The 16,665-nt window shown below is 62.4% G+C and carries 17 protein-coding genes and 1 pseudogene; 7 read left to right on the top strand and 11 right to left on the bottom strand.

Annotation, left to right across the window (positions count from 1 at the left end):
* Positions 1–43: 43 nt before the first annotated feature.
* Entirely contained in the window at positions 44–850 is an 807-nt protein-coding gene (locus DOM45_RS00370) for a LamB/YcsF family protein (protein ID WP_110597541.1), read from the top strand.
* A complete protein-coding gene (locus DOM45_RS00365) occupies positions 847–2,049 on the top strand; it encodes a pyridoxal phosphate-dependent aminotransferase (protein WP_110597540.1) in 1,203 nt (400 codons plus the stop codon). The genes DOM45_RS00370 and DOM45_RS00365 overlap by 4 nt, the downstream gene beginning before the upstream one ends.
* A gap of 151 nt (positions 2,050–2,200) precedes the next feature.
* On the opposite strand, the gene DOM45_RS00360 is transcribed toward DOM45_RS00365, so the two are convergent.
* The 9 genes from DOM45_RS00360 to DOM45_RS20150 form a co-directional block, all read right to left on the bottom strand.
* Complete coding sequence (locus DOM45_RS00360) at positions 2,201–3,145, bottom strand: efflux RND transporter periplasmic adaptor subunit (RefSeq protein ID WP_110597539.1); 945 nt, start codon at positions 3,143–3,145, stop codon at positions 2,201–2,203.
* Positions 3,146–3,158: 13 nt separating this feature from the next.
* Positions 3,159–3,374, bottom strand: a complete 216-nt coding sequence (locus DOM45_RS00355) for a DUF1656 domain-containing protein (RefSeq protein ID WP_110597538.1) — start codon at positions 3,372–3,374, stop codon at positions 3,159–3,161.
* Complete coding sequence (locus DOM45_RS00350; protein ID WP_157958310.1) at positions 3,364–5,451, bottom strand: FUSC family protein; 2,088 nt, start codon at positions 5,449–5,451, stop codon at positions 3,364–3,366. The genes DOM45_RS00355 and DOM45_RS00350 overlap by 11 nt, the downstream gene beginning before the upstream one ends.
* A gap of 393 nt (positions 5,452–5,844) precedes the next feature.
* Positions 5,845–6,480 carry an OmpW/AlkL family protein gene (locus tag DOM45_RS00345; protein ID WP_110597536.1) on the bottom strand — a complete coding sequence of 212 codons (636 nt, stop codon included), beginning with the start codon at positions 6,478–6,480 and terminating at the stop codon, positions 5,845–5,847.
* 193 nt (positions 6,481–6,673) lie between these two features.
* Entirely contained in the window at positions 6,674–7,927 is a 1,254-nt protein-coding gene (locus DOM45_RS00340) for a winged helix-turn-helix domain-containing protein (RefSeq protein ID WP_110597535.1), read from the bottom strand.
* Positions 7,928–8,030: 103 nt separating this feature from the next.
* Positions 8,031–9,080, bottom strand: a complete 1,050-nt coding sequence (locus DOM45_RS00335; RefSeq protein ID WP_110597534.1) for a metal ABC transporter solute-binding protein, Zn/Mn family — start codon at positions 9,078–9,080, stop codon at positions 8,031–8,033.
* A gap of 40 nt (positions 9,081–9,120) precedes the next feature.
* Positions 9,121–10,005, bottom strand: coding sequence for a metal ABC transporter permease (locus tag DOM45_RS00330; RefSeq protein ID WP_110597533.1), 885 nt, complete (start codon positions 10,003–10,005; stop codon positions 9,121–9,123).
* On the bottom strand, positions 10,002–10,724 hold the full coding sequence (locus DOM45_RS00325; RefSeq protein WP_110597532.1) for a metal ABC transporter ATP-binding protein: 723 nt from the start codon (positions 10,722–10,724) through the stop codon (positions 10,002–10,004). Before DOM45_RS00325 ends, DOM45_RS00330 begins: the two co-directional genes overlap by 4 nt.
* Positions 10,724–10,870 (bottom strand): hypothetical protein, encoded by a 147-nt coding sequence (locus DOM45_RS20150; RefSeq protein ID WP_167404608.1) that lies wholly within the window; start codon positions 10,868–10,870, stop codon positions 10,724–10,726. The genes DOM45_RS00325 and DOM45_RS20150 overlap by 1 nt, the downstream gene beginning before the upstream one ends.
* 446 nt (positions 10,871–11,316) lie before the next feature.
* Here DOM45_RS20150 and DOM45_RS00320 point away from each other — a divergent pair, with 446 nt between their 5' ends.
* The 3 genes and pseudogenes from DOM45_RS00320 to DOM45_RS20440 form a co-directional block, all read left to right on the top strand.
* On the top strand, positions 11,317–12,414 hold the full coding sequence (locus DOM45_RS00320; protein ID WP_167404607.1) for a TIR domain-containing protein: 1,098 nt from the start codon (positions 11,317–11,319) through the stop codon (positions 12,412–12,414).
* A gap of 96 nt (positions 12,415–12,510) precedes the next feature.
* Entirely contained in the window at positions 12,511–12,744 is a 234-nt protein-coding gene (locus DOM45_RS00315; RefSeq protein WP_110597530.1) for a hypothetical protein, read from the top strand.
* A 270-nt stretch (positions 12,745–13,014) separates the two neighbouring features.
* Positions 13,015–13,260, top strand: a pseudogene (locus DOM45_RS20440) (GNAT family N-acetyltransferase); the annotation flags it as partial.
* 106 nt (positions 13,261–13,366) lie between these two features.
* Here the strand turns inward: DOM45_RS20440 and DOM45_RS00305 are convergent.
* Entirely contained in the window at positions 13,367–14,074 is a 708-nt protein-coding gene (locus DOM45_RS00305) for an SIMPL domain-containing protein (protein WP_240612241.1), read from the bottom strand.
* A 225-nt stretch (positions 14,075–14,299) separates the two neighbouring features.
* On the opposite strand from DOM45_RS00305, the gene DOM45_RS00300 reads away from it, so the two are divergent.
* The gene (locus DOM45_RS00300) at positions 14,300–14,674 is read left to right on the top strand and encodes a hypothetical protein (protein ID WP_110597527.1); all 375 of its coding nucleotides are present in this window, start codon (positions 14,300–14,302) and stop codon (positions 14,672–14,674) included.
* 137 nt (positions 14,675–14,811) lie between these two features.
* Here the strand turns inward: DOM45_RS00300 and DOM45_RS00295 are convergent, their stop codons facing one another.
* On the bottom strand, positions 14,812–15,114 hold the full coding sequence (locus DOM45_RS00295; protein WP_110597526.1) for a hypothetical protein: 303 nt from the start codon (positions 15,112–15,114) through the stop codon (positions 14,812–14,814).
* Positions 15,115–15,349: 235 nt separating this feature from the next.
* Between DOM45_RS00295 and DOM45_RS00290 the strand changes: the two genes are divergently transcribed.
* Entirely contained in the window at positions 15,350–16,552 is a 1,203-nt protein-coding gene (locus DOM45_RS00290) for an ABC transporter substrate-binding protein (RefSeq protein ID WP_110597525.1), read from the top strand.
* Positions 16,553–16,665 lie beyond the last annotated feature (113 nt).

Genomic DNA, 16,665 nt, shown 5'->3' with positions numbered 1-16,665 from the left:
ATCTTTCAACAACAAATGACGCAACGACTTCAGGAGACACCAGATGAGTACCCGCGTGGACCTCAACTGCGATATGGGCGAGAGCTTTGCCGCCTGGCGCATGGGTGACGACCTCGCCATGCTCGATATCGTCACCACCGCGAACATTGCCTGCGGGTTTCATGCCGGCGACCCGATGGTGATGCACGAGACGCTGACCCAGGCCCGCGAGCGTGGGGTCCAGGTCGGCGCGCATCCGAGCTTCATGGATCTGGTCGGATTCGGACGGCGCCGGATCGAGGGCGAGACCCCGGCGGATCTGGAAAAGCAGTTGATCTATCAGATTGGCGCCATGCGCACCATGGCCGAGGTGGTGGGGCACCCCATCCGCCACGTCAAGACACATGGTTCGCTCGGCAACATGGCGGCCGAGGATCGGCAACTGGCACTGGCCGTCTCCCGGGCGATCGTCGCCGTCGACCCCGCCCTGATCCATCTGGCCATGCCGGGCATGCAGACGTCGCTGACCGCGCAGGAGCTGGGGCTGCAGGTGGGCAACGAGGTCTTCGCCGACCGGGCCTACGCCGACAACGGCAACCTGCTGTCGCGCAAGCTGCCCGGCGCGGTGATTCACGACCCCGACGTCGCTGCCGACCGGGTCCTGCGCATGCTCGAGGAGCAGGCCGTCACCACGGTTTCCGGCAAGCGCATCCCGCTCGAGATCGACAGTATCTGCGTTCATGGCGATACGCCCGGCGCCGTCGAGATGGCAGCCGTGCTGCGTCGGCGCCTCGAGAACGCCGGCGTCGAGATCCGGCCGATGGCCGACATCGTCGCCGCCCGCCAACCGTCGGGAGGTCTCCGTCGATGATTCGATTGGCCGGACGCCTGTCCGTCGTTCGCCCCTCCGCGTCCATCGAAATCAGCGGGCGCGCCGCAACGATGCGCGCCGAGGGGATCGATGTCATCTCGCTCTCCCAGGGCGAGCCCGATTTCGAGACGCCAGTCGCCATCCGCGAGGCCGCCAAGGCCGCACTGGATGCGGGGGAGACCCGCTATACCGCCGTCGACGGCACCCCCGCGCTCAAGCAGGCTATCGTCGAGAAATTCCGCCGCGACAACGGCCTGGCGTACCGCACCGATGAGATCAGCGTCGGCGCCGGTGGCAAGCAGGTGATCTTCAACGCGCTGATGGCGCTGGTCGATCCGGGCGACGAAGTGATCTTCGCCGCGCCGCACTGGGTCTCCTATCCGGACATGGTGCGCCTGGCCGGTGGCATGCCGGTGGCGGTCCCTTGTCCGGCGGAGACCGGCTTCAAATTGACGCCGACGCAGCTGCAGGCCGCGATCACCCCGAAAACCCGCGTGCTGATCCTCAACTCACCCGGCAACCCCACCGGGGCCGGTTACACCCGTAGCGAGCTGACCGCGCTGGCGGCGGTGCTGCTGGATCACCCCGATATCGTCGTCCTGACCGACGATATCTACGAGTATCTCGTCTATGACGACTTCGAGTTCTGCACCCTGGCCGAGGTCGAACCGCGGCTGAAGTCGCGCACGCTGACCATCAACGGTGTCTCCAAGGGCCACGCCATGACCGGGTGGCGAATCGGCTTCGGCGCCGGTCCGGCAGAGCTGATTCGGGCGATGGCGGTCATGCAGTCGCAGACGACCTCCAACCCGGCCTCGGTTTCCCAGGCGGCGGCGATCGCGGCACTCGCCCAGCCACAGGACGACATTCAGCGGCGCAATACGATATTTGCCGAGCGGCGCACGCGCTGTGCCGAGGCGATCAATGCGGTCGAGGGGCTGGTCTGCCGACTGCCGGAGGGCGCGTTCTATCTGTTCCCGAACTGCGAAGGGCTGCTGGGACGCGAAACGTCAGAGGGGGTGAAGATCGAGGACGACCAGGCGCTGGCGCTCTATCTGCTCGAGTCCGCCCGGGTCGCTGTCGTGCCGGGCAGCGCTTTTGGTCTGCCCGGTCATTTCCGGATCTCCTTCGCCACCGGTACCGAGCCACTGCTCGAAGCGTGTCGTCGGATCGACGAGGCCTGCCAGGCGCTGCACTGACTCGCCATCGTCGGGCGTGGAAAAACGGAAGGGCGGCAGGATGACCTGCCGCCCTTGAACGTTTAGTGATGTGTCGGGATGCTGCCTCGTAGCTCGTAGCTCGTAGCTCGTAGCTCGTAGCTCGTAGCTCGTAGCTCGTAGCTTGCGGCGCTCAGATACCGACCAATCCCTCCCACCACTGGCGAATCGGCTTCCACCAGCCGGGAGCGTCTTCGCGCTCGTGCCGGTCGCCGTCGAGATAGACGGTGGCGGTGAGGCCGGCGGAGAGCTTGGTCCCTTCGGGAATGTCGTCGAGTGCGATACGCACCGGGATGCGCTGGGAGAGGCGTACCCAGTCGAAGGAGGCGTTGACCGTGGCAAGGCCGTTCTGCTGACTGCTCAGGCTGCTGTCGCTGATGCCGCGAGCGAAGCTGTCCACATGGCCCCACACGGGCCGGTCGCTGGAGAGTAGCTGGATCCTGGCGGGGGCGCCGATGTCGATGCGGTCCAGCTTGGTCTCCTCGAAATAGCCCAGTACGTAGAAACTGTGGGCATCGACCAGGGTCATGGCATCCGTTCCCACGTTCACGTACTGGCCCGGGCGCAGCAGCAGGTTGGTGACGTAGCCGTCGACCGGCGCGCGCACGGTGGCACGTTCCAGGTCCAGCTTGGCCTGATCGACCTCGACCTTGGCCTGCTCGACTGCGGCCTGGGCCGTGGCCAGCGAGAACCGGGCGTTGTCCTTGTCCTCCTGGGAGACGTAGTTCTTCAACCGCTGGCGACGGCTGTTGGCGGCCTGGGCCTCGTCACGCTTCTGCACCAGCTGGTGCAGGTTGGCCTGGGCCTCGTCCAGGGCCAGCCGGTAGCGCTGTTGATCGATGGTGAACAGCACGTCGCCTTTCGCTACCCGCTGGTTGTCGTGTACCTCGAGACTGTCGACGAGCCCGGCGACATCGGTGCCGAGATTGACGACGTCGGCACGGACCCGACCGTCGCGGGTCCACGGGTCGTGCATGTAGTGATTCCAGAGCTGGGCGACGGCGACGATCGCCGCGACGACCAGGGCGAGGGTCAGCAGCAGCCGCATACTCCTGCGGAGTCCGGTAGGCCAGTTCATCAAGGTCTTTTCCTCATCCAGCGATCGGTAGTGAGCCCGTCAGGGCCAGCACCGACCACAACAGCAAAGCGTAGATCGCGATATCCGCGAGCACCGGTTGCCAGAACCAGTGATAGAGCCCCAGGCGCACGAAGAGACGCCGGAGAATCAGGTATAGCCCCAGTGCCACCAGGACCGGCAGGGCCAGCGGCGGCATCAGAAATCCCAGGAAGGACCATTCAGCCAGCATGTCGCGACTCTCCGGTGGTGGCCGTCATCGAGACGTCTGCCGTCTCGGCGTTGGCGCGGGCTTCGAGGGTCACGCCCGGCGCCTCGCGCATCAGGTGGCCCAGCATGGCGATCTCCCCGATGCTGGCGATCGGCAGGTGGGTCTCGTGATAGAGCCGCTCGACCCAGGCGATGGCCTCGTCGGCCAGGCTTTGCCAGACGGCGGGGTCGTGGCGTTCGCGGGCGATCAGTCGTGCGCCGATGCCGGCAAGCCAGGCTTCGATCTCGGCACGGTGGGGGCCGAGGGCGCCGCGCAGACGGCGGATGCGCCATACGCACAGCGCCATGGCATGGAGGTCGATGGCTTCGCGCAGGGCGTGGTCGCTGCCGCCGAGGGCGACCAGCCGGCCCAGCCGGTCGTAGAGGCGACTCTCCAGGCGGGGACGGTTGGGCAGTGATTTCTCCCGCATCAGCCGACTCAGGCCGCGCCAGTAGGCGGCCATCAGGATCCGGATGCGCTCGTCCGGCGAGCGCTGGCGCAGCAGGGAGTAGGTGAACATGGCGCAGAGGGTGCCGATGATCGAGGCCAGCCCGCCGTTGATGTAGCGCGCCGGGGCGAAAGTGTAGGTGGAGTTGAGGTTGAGCAGCGTCATCATGGTGATGGCGCCGGCCAGCCCGATCGCCGACCAGCGCGGATGAGGGGTCAGCAGCGTGCCGATGGTCACCGGTATTGCCACCGCCAGCGCCAGCAGCGGGAAACCGTTGATCACCGGCAGCACCAGGAACAGCAGCACGCCGCCGAAGATCACCGCAGCGATCGAGCCCCACAGGAACTGATAGACCACCGCCGCGGGATCGGGCGCCTTGGCGAACAGCATGGTGAAGACGCCCAGCAGCATCATGGCGAGATAGCCGGAGTGCCAGCCGCTGTGGATCCAGAACAGGCCCAGCAGCTCGAAGGCGACGAACACGCGGAAGGCGTTGAAGCGGGCCACGAAGTGCTCGTTGTGGGTGGTTCGCGAGCGGCGCTCGCGGGGTAGCGTCTCGATCCGCGACGAGGCCGGGTCGTCGAGCGCGTGGCGCAATCGCCGGCCGTGCTGGAGCAGCCCCAGCACCTCGCCGAGACGTTGGCGCACCAGCTCGGCGCGGGCGCGGCTGCGCGGCTCGACCGTGGTGTCGTCCCAGTCGAAGTCGGCCAGCACCAGGCGTTCGCTGGGTTCGCCATCCGGCGCCGACTCGATCGTCTCGAGCAGCGGGACCGCCGCCGTGGCGAGTTGGTTCAGCCAGTGTTCGCCATCGTCGCAGGCGCGCAGGTAATCGAGCGCCGTCTGCAGTTCTCTCACGGCGGTGAGCAGGGCCAGGCCGTCGGCGGCAAAGCGATCCAGCGCGGGAATGAAGTGGCTGAGCCGACGGGTCTCGAGACGCGTCAAGCCCCGCAACTTCTCGAACTGCTGGTAGGTCGCCAGCAACGCCTTGAGCCCGTCGTCCCGCTGCGCCCGTGAGCGCGGGGCGTCCAGCGAGGCCAGCGTTTCCCGGGCGCTCAGCGAGAGGAAGGATGACAGCGCGCCGGGCAGCGCGCGGCTGCCGAAGCGCGGCGCGATGACCACGTGCATCAGCAGTCCGCAGCCGATCCCCAGCGCCGTCTCGGTGAAGCGTGCCAGCGCGATCGTCCAGATCTGGTCGACGCCGGTACCGATGGCCGTCAGCGAGACCAGGGTCGCGGTATAGCCGCTGAGCATCATCACGTAGCCGAGATACTCGTCCTGCTCGAGCATCACCCAGTACATGCAGAAGGCGAGCCAGCCGCCGGAGAACAGCAGATAGAGCATGGGCTGCTGGCCGAACAGGGCGATCAGCGCCAGCCCGACGACCGCCCCGAACAGGGTGCCGAAAAGCCGTGCGACGCTGCGCCCGATGATGATCCCGAGCGGCGGCGTGCCGCCGGTGAACATGACCGGCTGCAGGGTCACGATCATCACCGCCAGGATCGCCCAGGCGGGTTGGTAGAGATCGAGACGCATGGCCAGGAACAGGGCCAGCCAGACGGCCAGCACCGTTCTCAACGCCAGTAGCCAGTGATCGGCAGGAATTCGAATCATGAATGACCAGCGCCCATGGGTGCGCTCACCCATGGGTCAGTATTGAAGCGGAGTAAAAGTTAGGCTGCGAATGATCACATTCTCTTCGCCGCAAGTCTACAGTTTTGGGCAAAAATCGCTGATGGGGTGTTAACCCACTCGGTGAGTGAAGGCGGGACCAGGCAACATCGAATGGGAGAAGGACCGTGCTGACGCACCAGTTCGCGCTGGAGAAATGCGCATTTTGACGCGGGCGCCGAGTTCGGGCTCGCGTGCAAGGTCGATTCCAACGCCCTATCGTCGAGCTCAGGCTTTTGCCAGCCCCCTCTCGAGGGACGAAACCGGGAGGCGAGCCCTATGCCTGGCCACCGGGCGGTGGCCAGGGAGGATCCGATCGTGTGGCGGTGGCTCGCTTCAGAAGCGGTAGCCGATGCCGCCCATCACCACGACGGGGTCGATATGGACCGTGGTGTCGTAGGACTCGCCGCCGATCGTGGCGGTGGTGTCGGAGTCGATATCCAGGTACCAGGCCGCCGCATTCAACGACCAGTGGTCATCGATCAGCAGGTCGATGCCCAGTTGCGCCGCGGCGCCCCAGGAGTCATCCATCTTCAGACTGCCGCCGTCGACCTTCTCGTCGGAGAAGTGGGTGTAGTTCAGGCCGGCACCGACATAGGGCTGAACCCGGGCATCGGTGCCGCCGAGCGGGTAGTACTGCAGCGTCAGGGTCGGTGGCAGATGTTTGGTGGAGCCCATCTGGGTGCCATCCAGATTGATGTCGTGCTTGAAACGTTGGGCGGCCAGCAGTTCGACGCCCCAGTTGTCGAGGAAGCGATAACCGAGCGTGAAGGCGAAGCCGCTTTCGTCGTCGACGTCGATCTTGTCGACGCCGATGGCATCGAAGTCACCGTTGTCGCTCTTGGGCGAGACCTTGGCGATACCGAAGTGGGTGAACCAGTCGCCGGCACCGTAAGCGAAGGCGCTGCTGGCGCCGAGCGATGTCGCTACCGCCAGTCCGGCGATGCTCAAGCGGCGTAGGATCGTGTTCATGAGTGGCGTTCCCTTGATGGCCCTTGGTGTACTCGCCGCGACCGGTTCGGGTCGTGGCATCGGGATCAGGCTACGACCGAATAACCACAAAAAGAATGTGGTTATTGGTCGCAGAAGTATTCTTAGGGAAACGGGAAACGGGAAACGGGAAACGGGAAACGGGAAACGGGAAACGGGAAGCGCCGTGCCGGCTTCAGAGATGGCGCCGCCGCTGCGGGTCCATCGGCCAGTGGGCCATGAGCCGCTGGGCCAATGGGCGCTCGCAGGCGAGATGGATGCGGGGCAGCCCCAGCCAAGTTGCCAGTTGCTCGAACTGCTGCGCCAGGGCGGTGAGTTGCGCCTCCCCGAAGCGGACCTCCGGTTCCGGGTGGATCGCGAGAATCGTCAGTTCGCCCTCGGCACGACGAGCGCGGAGATCGATGCGGCCGACGAGCCGGTCGCCGTGGAGAAAGGGCATGACATAGTAGCCGTAGACGCGCTTGCGAGGCGGTACGTAGAACTCGAGGCGATAGTGGAATCCGAACAGTCGCTCGGTTCGCTCGCGGTACCAGACGAGCGAGTCGAACGGTGACAGCAGGGCAGCGGTTTCGATGCGCCTCGGCACGCTGGGGTCGCCGAGCAGATAGCCGGACTGGCGCCAGCCCTGCACCGTGACCGGCGTCAAGGTGCCGTCCTCGACCAGCGTCTCGAGCGCGGCGCGGGTATCGTTCGGTGCCAGCCGATAGTAGTCGCGCAGGTCTTTCTCGGTGGCCACTCCCAGGGCGGCGGCGGACTGGGCCAATAGTTGGCGATGGGCTTCGAGCAGGTCGGGCTCGGGCTGGTTCAGCACCGTCGCCGGCAGCACCCGCTCGGGGAGATCGTAGAGCCGTTCGAAGCCCCGGCGGCGGGCAACGGTGACCTCGCCGGCGGCGAACAGCCACTCCAGCGCCTGTTTCTCCTCGCTCCAGTCCCACCACGGGCCGGACGGCCCTTCCCGCGTATTCAGCGCCCCCGCCCCCAGTGGCCCCTGCTCGCGCACGCTGGCCAGCACGCGCTCGATCACGTCGCGCCGCTCCCGCCCGAATCTCGCCAGGTGCTTGTAGATGCCGATGCCGTCCTGGGCGCGGCGCATGCGCCAGCGCATCGCCGGATAGAGCGAGAGCGGCAGCAGCGAGGCTTCGTGGCCCCAGTACTCGAACAACGACCGATGGCGATTGCGGCTCCAGGCCGCCTCGTCGAGCAGTGCCGTCGGATACGGGCCGAGCCGCGACAGAACGGGCAGGTAGTGGGAGCGTGCGAGGGCGTTGACGGAGTCGATCTGCAACACGCCAAGTCGACTCAACAGGCGGTTGAGATGGCCGCGGTTGACGGTCTCGGGGGAGGAGGCGCTGAATCCCTGGGCCTTCAGGGCGAGCCGCCGGGCCTGGGCAAGAGAGAGATGACGGTGGGGAGCAGTCACTGGCGGCATGAAAACGACACTGTCTCGGCGATGGTTCGAGAAGCAGTGTCGTTCAGGTGGCCTTGATTGACCAGTGCGAGAAACGGCCGGCGGTGCCGCCGGCCTCGCCGCGTCAGTCGTTGGTCGTCAACGCCTCGATCAGCGTGTCGACGTTGTGCTGGAACATGCCGAGATAGGTGCTGCCTTCGCCGTCGGGTGTCAGCGCGTCGGCATACAGCGTGCCGCCGATGGCGATGCCGGTCTCTTCGTGCAACTGGTTGATCAGCGCCGGGTTGCTCATGTTCTCCAGGAACAGTGCCTTGGCGTGGCTGCTCTCGATCTGCTGCGTCAACTGGGCCATGTCGCTGGCGCTGGGTTCGGCCAGGGTATTGATACCCACCGGCGAGAGCAGCTCGAGGCCGTAAGCGTCGGCAAAGTAGCCGAAGGCGTCGTGGCTGGTGATGATCAGGCGATTCTGCTCAGGAATCTGCGCCATGCGCTGCTTGGTCTCGGTGTCCAGCGCTTCCATCTTCTCGATGTACTGCTTGGCGTTGGCGCGGTAGTCGTCGGCGTGATCCGGGTCGGCCTTCACCAGCGCATCGCGGATGTTGCGGGCGTACTGCTCGCCGTTCTCGAGATCCTGCCAGGCGTGCGGATCGACATCGCCATGGTGGTGGTGACCTTCCTCACCGCCATTCGCGGCCTGATCATGTTCGTCGTGGTCGTGGTCGTGGTCGTGGTCGTGGTCGTGGTCGTGGTCGTGGTCATCATGATCGTGATCATGACCGTCACCCTCGTCCTCGTCGCCATGACCCTCGAACGGCCGCGTCTTGACGCCGTCGCTGGCGACCACGATGTCGCCCTGGTACTCGCTGGCGTCGATCAGGCGATCGATCCAGCCTTCGAGCTGCAGGCCGTTGACCACGATCAGGTCGGCGTCGGCCAGCGACTGCGCGTCAGAGGGCTTGGGCGAGAACGCGTGCACGTCGCCATCCGGGCCGACCAGCGAGGTGACCGAGACGTGATCGGCACCGATGGTCTCGACCATGTCGTCGAGGATGCTGAAGCTGGTGACGACCTTGAGCGGCTCCGCCTGGGCATAGATCGGTGACAGGGCGGCGACGCTCAGACCGCCGGCAATGAGGCCCTTGAGCAGCGTGGAAGCGATGGATTGACGTGACATCTTGAATTCCTCGAATGAAGTTGAACGATGGAGTGCCGAGTCAGCCGTGGGCGTCCGGCGGCAGCATGGGCTGGACGCGCCGACGCCAGCGGGCAAAGACGCTGTGGTACCGCCCGAACAGCGCGGAAAACAGATAGATGACGCCAGCGAGCAGAATGATGCAGGGACCGGAGGGCAGGCCGGCGTGATAGGAGAGCAGCAGGCCTCCCACGCTCGAGATCATGCCGATGGCGATGGCCAGCCCCATCAGGCCTTCGAGGCGTTTCGACCAGAAGCGCGCCGCGGTGGCCGGCAGCATCATCAGGCCGACCGCCATCAGTGTCCCCAGCGTCTGGAAGCCGGCCGTCAGGTTGAGCACCATCAAGCCCAGGAACAGGCCGTGCACGGCGCCGCCGCGAATGCCCTGGCCGCGCAGGAACAGCGGGTCGAGGCACTCCACCACCAGGATGCGGAAGATCGCGGCGAGCACGATCAGGGTCAGGCTCGACACGCTGACGATCAGCCACAGCGCGGTACTGTCCACCGCCAGGATCGAGCCGAACAGCACGTGGGTCAGATCGACGCTGCTGCCGCGCATCGAGATCAACATCACCCCGGCGGCGAGCGAGATCAGGTAGAAGCTGGCGATGGCGGAGTCTTCGCGATGGCCGGTCAGGCGCGACACGCTGCCCGCCAGCCCTGCCACCAGCAGCCCCGCGATCAGGCCGCCAAAGCTCATTGCCGGCAGCGAGAACCCGGCCAGCAGGAAACCCACCGCCACGCCCGGCAACACGGCGTGGGCCATGGCGTCGCCGACCAGGCTCATGCCGCGAAGGGTGAGGAAAACCCCCAGTGGCGGCGCGACCAGCGACAACGCCAGGCCGGCCACCAGCGCGCGGCGCATGAAACCGAAATCGATTAACGGAGAGAACAACCAGTCGATCATGCCAGCGTCTCCGCCGTGGAGGAGGCGTCGCCGACCCGGGCGGGCGTCGACCAGGTGCCATGCCCGCGCTCCAGGTGCAGGATCCGGTCGGCCAGCCGGGTCATCTGATCGTGATCGTGCAGCACGATGATGATCGCCGCGCCCTTGGCCGCCATGTCCTGCAATACCTCGATCAGCACCTCGACGGTGGCGGCATCGACATTGGCGAACGGCTCGTCCAGCAGCAGCAACTGGGCTTCCTGCATCAAGGTACGGCCCAGCAGGGCGCGCTGGCGCTGGCCGCCGGACAGCTCGCCCAGCGGGCGATGTTCGAACGCCTGCAGGCCCAGGCGCTGCATCACCGCCTGGCCGCGACGGTACTCCGTCGGGCCGTAGCGCTTGAAACTGCCGTGGGTCGGCCAGCAGCCGCTCATCACCAGCTCCTCGACGCTCATCGGGAAGGTCAGGTCCAGCGCCAGCTGCTGCGGCAGCCAGGCGCGCCGGGCATTGGGTACCCGACAATGAACCCGGCCGTTGACGGGGCGCAGCTCGCCCATGATCCCCTGGACCAGCGTACTCTTGCCGGCGCCGTTGGCGCCCACCAGCGCGGTGATGGTGCCGGCCTCGAAATGACCGTCGATACCCTCCAGCACCATGCGGTTGCCCTGCGCCAGCGATAACGATTCCAGCGTCAGCAGGGTGTTGGGCTCATCCTGCGCCTCTGTTCTCCACTGCCCCATCAACCGAACACCCCGGCAGCCCAGCCCGCGACGAGCCACAGCACGGCCAGCGGCAACAGCGCCAGCAACACGCGCCGCCCGGCGCCCAGCGACATCAACGAAAAATGGCACGGCCCATCGGGGCGGTGCCGGTGACGGTGTGACATGACGATCTCCTGAAACGGAGGCAAAGGTTATAACATAACAAATGATGTGGAAAGGGGAGATTGTGAACGACGCGATCTTGTAGGAGATCGCTGACAGTCCTTTGGCGGGGTTGTGGTACGGCGGGGTCTGCGTTACTTAGAGTTACAGGGTGGTGCGGAAGGCTAATGGGTGCCTGACGAGATGCGTGCACGCGACAAGCTCGGCGAATGACTGCAATCGACCCAAAGCGGCGCTTCCGGCAAACGCGGCATGCTCGTTCAGTCGTGTTATACAGCCGGCACGATGATTGATGTTATGCTGCCTAGCCGAACCTAATTTTTTTTAATTTCAGAGGGGTAGATCGAACATGGCATGCGGCACGACACGAATGGACGTGCCAGCGCGTTCAAATCAATAAACGAGCTGGCAGCCTAATACCTGTTAGGCGATCAATAAGGAGTATCGATTGAGTTCGAAAGAGTTATTCAGAATCGCAAATTATTTAGATGATTTTACTGAATTGGATTCACCAGAAATCGAGAAGTTGATTGAAGTTGCTTCTCTGTTCGGAAAATCATGGTCTGGTTCTTGGTTGGGCTACCATTCGAGAGTTTATTACGAGAATTTCCAAACTCCGCCTCCAGGCGCTGTTTTCAGTCAAGAGTGGGGGTTTCAAGATGCATTCTCTATGGGATCACGAGGTGCCTGGCATGAATATCTGTTTGATGATGTTGTCGCTACAATAAAACAAAAAGCTGGCTCCCCAGATCTAAATAATTATATAGACCAGTCTAGGGAGGCGAATGAAGCTTTCGATAAAGCTAAGTCATCTGTCCTATCTTTGATCCACTCTTCACTAAACCTTGATGACAAATTCTCAAACGGGATTATTGAGAAAATTGAAGCAGCCAAAATCTTAGATGAAGAAGACTTCATCAAATATTGGCAGCCTAGCGGTCAAATGATGTCAAGAGATATGGTGGCTATTGAGAAAGGACTTGTTGTTCCTCCTCATTTTTCAGTTCTGGCCAGTGCTCATGCGATAAGATTCCCTTATCAAGCCTGTAAAGAGCTGAAAAAGCTAATTATCACACTAGCCAACCACGTAAAGAATATTGAAGGTAAAGAAGTGAAAGAAGAGCGAATAGGCACAAATATATTTATTGGGCATGGAAGATCTCATCACTGGAGAGAGCTGAAAGACTTTGTAAGTGACAGGCTAGGCTTACCTTGGGATGAGTTCAATAGAGTTCCCGTTGCAGGTGTTACAAATATCACTAGGCTCGCTCAGATGCTTGAGCAGGCAAGTTTTGCATTTCTTGTCATGACCGCAGAAGACGAACAAGCTGATGGAAATCACCATGCTCGAATGAATGTGATTCACGAAGTTGGCCTTTTTCAAGGTAGGCTTGGGTTTGAACGAGCTATTGTTTTACTAGAAGAAGGCTGCGAAGAGTTCAGCAATATTCATGGACTTGGCCAAATCCGGTTTCCTAAAGGAAATATTTCCGCAATATTTGAAGATATTAGGGCAGTTCTTGAGCGAGAGGGCATTACAGAATAAAGCGCCTAGCAATTTGCTCACTCGGAAAAATTACTCGCTGCGCTCCAAATTTGCCGCAGAGCACGGCGTTATTAGAAAACCAATGGAGATTGAGCATTGAAAGATAGAATTAAGTTGAATCCAGGCGAAGCCTTAAAGCAAAAAAGCCATCGTTCAAAAGGTACTATGGCTGAGACCGATATCTGGACATATGCAGTTTTGGATTCAAGCGGGAACAAAGTAGGTTCTGTAGTCCATACGGATCACACTTCAATTAAAGGCTTCAGTCGCACCCAATCAGTTGAGCAGCGCGATGCGAATGGAAAAATCGTAGTAGATGTAACATGGTAAGGTTTTCTAACAAGGCGCTGTTGTCGCCGCTATCGCGGCTGGGAAGGCTTACGCTGCGCTTCAGCCGCCCCAAAGCTTGGCATTAGAGCGCACGACATGAGCATGTTGCTTATCTCAGCAATCAACGCCCCGGAAGATCTTCATGACGAAACTCTTCGCGAGCGTGCTTTAAGAGGTCATGCCGGAAGGTCATGTGAGTTCGCGGCGCTAGTCAATGGACAAGAAGCGGGACTTCTATCTTACGAAGATTAGAAAGAGAAGAATCTTGGATTCATATATGAAATATACGTGCTTCCTCGATTTCGGAGGCAAGGCATCGCGAAATCCCTGATTGAGTACGGAGAGAAGCACGCACTTCAGCTCGGTTGCAGATTGGTGCAGATAAAGCCATATGCATTAAACCAAGAGCCAAATACTGGTCAACTTTTTGATTGGTATCGTAGTATTGGCTACTTGAGAACCAAAAAATCGAGCGAAATTTTGGAGAAGCACATTGGCAGCCTTGGTGCGCTCTAACAATTCATTCAAGCCGACGCCGCTTCGCGGCTTGGCTTAACTCATCCGCTATACCTGCTTTGGCTAAATGTCCGCTTCTGGCCGAAAGCTGCCCCTCGAATCAACCTTACTCCTCCAGCGCGTAATCGATCGTCGTCACCACCCGAACCCGCTTGATGTCGGGGGTGTAGCTGTCGACATCTTCGATCGAGAAGTAGCCCTGGTTGGCGCTGCGGATTTCGCCGACGCGACTGCCTGAGTCTCTGGCGAACTGCTGGGCGACGCCGCGTGCATCCTTGGTGGCTTCGGCGACCATCTCCGGCTTGATGCCATTGAGGCCGGTGAACAGGAATTCGGTGCGGTAGTCGTAGTTGGGTGACAGCACGACCCCGGCGCGGACCAGTTCTCCGGTCTGGGGCATCGCTTTCTTGACGCTATCCACCGCCGGCGTGCGCAGCAGCACCGTGGCTTCGGCCTGGTAGCGCTCGTCGGGCCGGTCGGCGCCGTAGAGATTGGCGAATCGGTCGGTCACCTGGGGCGAGGTCACGGTGATGTTGTCGGTCTGGAAACCTCGCTGGGTGAGAAACTCGCGAATGCGGCTCTCCTGTGTCGTCAATTCCTGCTGCAGCGTTTCCAGCTCGTTGGCGGTGACGGTGTAGTGCAGCGGCCAGAGCGCCATGTCCGCCGGCACCTCGCGTTCCGAAAGGCCCTTGACCGTGACGCTGCGGCCGGCGTCACGCCAGGTTTCGGCGGCGTCCTCGATGTAGCTTCCGCCCCAGATCATGCCGATGGCCAGCAATCCGCCCAGAATGATCGCGCTCCGTGCCTGTCCCATTCGTTTTCCCCTGTCTCCCATACGCCGGCTGGCTCCGTTATCGTAGCCGGTTGGCAGTGCAACAGGGCAGCCCCCGCGTGGCGGGTGCGGATATTTTTCTATCAATCTCGGTGATAGACGACTTCAAGGCAACTGATTAGCCACCTAATTAAATGACCCCCATAATCTCTTCAACGGTCAGGCCAAGAGGCCAACCACGCAAACGAAGATGATTGGAGGTTTACCATGAAAACTCGCATTCTCGCCGCTGTCGCTCTGGCTATCGCACTTCCCGCTGCCGCTCAGGCCAACAGCGTCATGGAACAACGCGCTTTCGCTCAGCAGCATGAAGCCCTCAATACCCAGGTGACTTCCCAGTACCAGCTGCTGCCGAGCGAGTATCGAATCAACACCGTCAGCGGTGGCCACAGCACCGCAGCCGATCATTCCCTGGCCTATGTCGCTGCCACGACCCAGCGTGCAACCGACATCGCGGGTGGCAACGATAGCCTCGTAGGCCAAGGCCAGAGCGCGGCCGCTGCCCAGGCGCTGAAGAATGTGAATGGGGGCGGTAATAGCGAGCGGGGCAGCGTGGAAATGTCCTTCGCCAGCCTCGATTGATACCGACGACACACGATATCCCTGCGTTGCGCTCGTGCTGACGGGCGCAACGAATCGGTAGGCACTGCTTCGGGTCCCGCGACCTTCCAGTACCTCCAACTTCCCCGGTCCACCCTCTGGACCGGGGCTTTTTGCGTTCAGTCCTCGTCATCCTCGGACGCCTGGAAAGCGCGCTTGTCGTCGGGCAGGCGGACCATGTCGCCCTTGGCGAGATCCCCGAAGCTGTCATGACGCTCACCGTCATCGCCGATCAGTGCCGCGACCTTGCCGATGCTGACGCCATCCTTGTAGGCCTCGACCTGAACGCGCACCGTGGCGCCGTGGTAGCGCGCGGTCAGCATCATTCCCGGTTGCGGGGTGACACGATGCTGTTCGTCCTTGGCGTAGTGGGCGTCGACACTGGCGCCGCCGGGCGCATCCCACTCGATATGCTTGTGCATGGCGTTCTCCTTGCCGTTAGCGTTGTCGCGGTTTCAGCGTAGCCGCTAATCGATTGATTTGCCGCCGGCATCGCAGGTTGCTTCATGCTCGGCGAGATCGCCGCGGTGCCATGATCGGGCCGCTCGAGCACGCCGAAAGGTGAAGACACGAACGGTTACGGACGCTTGTCTTTTGGACGGCTTGCCAGCAGAGTGAACGTGGTCTTTCGCAACCCAACAAAGAGCGACAACAGCGATGAAGAAGACAGTACTTGCACTCGCCATTGCGGCAACCACGGCATGTGCCGGTGTCGCGCAGGCGGATGTCAAAGTGGGATTTCTGGGGGGCTTCACCGGCGGTATCGAAAGCCTGACGCCGCCGATCTTCGATGGCGCCAAACTCGCGGTGCAGGAGATCAACGATCAGGGCGGCCTGCTGGATGGTGAAAAGATGGTCATGCCCTCGGGTGACACCACCTGCTCGGATGCCTCGGCCGCCTCCAACGCCGCCGACCGGCTGGTCAACAGCGAGAAGGTGACCGCGATCGTCGGCGCGCTGTGCACCGGTGCCACCATCGCCGCGGCCAACAATGCCGCGATTCCCGGCGGCGTGGTAATGGTGTCGCCGGCTTCCACGGCACCGGCGGTGACGGATCTCGATGACAACGATCTGGTCTTCCGCACCGTGCCCTCCGACGCCTTCCAGGGTGAGCAGTTGGCCAAGCTGCTGCTCTCCAAGGGGATCGAGGACGTCGCCGTGACCTACGTCAACAACGACTACGGCCAGGGCCTGGACGACGCTTTCACCAAGACGTTCGAGGCCGAAGGCGGTTCGATCTCCGCCAACCTGGCCCATGAGGACAACCGGGCGGACTACCGGTCGGAGATCGGCAAGCTCTCCTCCGGCGGCTCGCAGACGCTGGTGGTGCTGGCCTACGCCGATACGTCCGGCCAGACGATCCTGCGCCAGGCCTACGAGAGCGGCGCCTTCACCCAATATGCCGGCGGCGACGGCATGGTCGGGAACGCGCTGGTCGATGCGGTGGGCGCCGACGTGCTGGAGGGCATGATCGCGACGCGTCCTGGCTCGCCGGACGTGCCTGGCTCGGATATCTTCAACGACCTGGCCGAGAAGGCCGGCATCGACCCCAGCGCGGTGTTCGCGGCGCAGGCCTACGATGCCGCGTTCCTGCTGGCGCTTGCCATCGAGAAGAACGGCAGTGCCGACCGTGAGGGCCTTTCCGAGGCGCTGCGTGACGTTGCCACGGCGCCGGGCGAGACGATCCTGCCGGGAGAGTGGGAGAAGGCCAAGAAGTTGATCGATGAAGGCAAGGAGATCAACTACGAAGGCGCCTCCGGCAGCGCGGAGTTCGACGACAACGGCGACGTGCCGGGCATCGTGGTCGAAATGGCGGTCGAGGATGGCAAGTTCGTGACCAAGGGTCCTATTGGTGAATGACTAGTGTGACCCAAGGGTTGATCGCCGACTGACCATTATCGGCGTCCACTCAGCAAAATCCCGAGCCTTGGCTCGGGATTTTGCGTTCTGGCCTGCCGAATCGGCAGGTCTAG

The sequence above is a fragment of the Salinicola lusitanus genome, assembly GCF_003206045.1.
GTDB lineage: Bacteria > Pseudomonadota > Gammaproteobacteria > Pseudomonadales > Halomonadaceae > Salinicola > Salinicola lusitanus.
The sequence above is the reverse complement of the archived record's forward strand: the minus strand, read 5'-3'. Positions and strand labels throughout refer to the sequence as shown.

What these genes read in the sequence shown, in the direction of transcription:
- DOM45_RS00370 (WP_110597541.1), top strand. Translation starts at nt 44, where the DNA reads ATGAGTACCCGCGTGGACCTCAACTGCGATATGGGCGAGAGCTTTGCC.
- DOM45_RS00365 (WP_110597540.1), top strand. Translation starts at nt 847, where the DNA reads ATGATTCGATTGGCCGGACGCCTGTCCGTCGTTCGCCCCTCCGCGTCC.
- DOM45_RS00360 (WP_110597539.1), bottom strand. Translation starts at nt 3,145, where the DNA reads ATGAACTGGCCTACCGGACTCCGCAGGAGTATGCGGCTGCTGCTGACC.
- DOM45_RS00355 (WP_110597538.1), bottom strand. Translation starts at nt 3,374, where the DNA reads ATGCTGGCTGAATGGTCCTTCCTGGGATTTCTGATGCCGCCGCTGGCC.
- DOM45_RS00350 (WP_157958310.1), bottom strand. Translation starts at nt 5,451, where the DNA reads ATGATTCGAATTCCTGCCGATCACTGGCTACTGGCGTTGAGAACGGTG.
- DOM45_RS00345 (WP_110597536.1), bottom strand. Translation starts at nt 6,480, where the DNA reads ATGAACACGATCCTACGCCGCTTGAGCATCGCCGGACTGGCGGTAGCG.
- DOM45_RS00340 (WP_110597535.1), bottom strand. Translation starts at nt 7,927, where the DNA reads ATGCCGCCAGTGACTGCTCCCCACCGTCATCTCTCTCTTGCCCAGGCC.
- DOM45_RS00335 (WP_110597534.1), bottom strand. Translation starts at nt 9,080, where the DNA reads ATGTCACGTCAATCCATCGCTTCCACGCTGCTCAAGGGCCTCATTGCC.
- DOM45_RS00330 (WP_110597533.1), bottom strand. Translation starts at nt 10,005, where the DNA reads ATGATCGACTGGTTGTTCTCTCCGTTAATCGATTTCGGTTTCATGCGC.
- DOM45_RS00325 (WP_110597532.1), bottom strand. Translation starts at nt 10,724, where the DNA reads ATGGGGCAGTGGAGAACAGAGGCGCAGGATGAGCCCAACACCCTGCTG.
- DOM45_RS20150 (WP_167404608.1), bottom strand. Translation starts at nt 10,870, where the DNA reads ATGTCACACCGTCACCGGCACCGCCCCGATGGGCCGTGCCATTTTTCG.
- DOM45_RS00305 (WP_240612241.1), bottom strand. Translation starts at nt 14,074, where the DNA reads ATGGGACAGGCACGGAGCGCGATCATTCTGGGCGGATTGCTGGCCATC.
- DOM45_RS00300 (WP_110597527.1), top strand. Translation starts at nt 14,300, where the DNA reads ATGAAAACTCGCATTCTCGCCGCTGTCGCTCTGGCTATCGCACTTCCC.
- DOM45_RS00295 (WP_110597526.1), bottom strand. Translation starts at nt 15,114, where the DNA reads ATGCACAAGCATATCGAGTGGGATGCGCCCGGCGGCGCCAGTGTCGAC.
- DOM45_RS00290 (WP_110597525.1), top strand. Translation starts at nt 15,350, where the DNA reads ATGAAGAAGACAGTACTTGCACTCGCCATTGCGGCAACCACGGCATGT.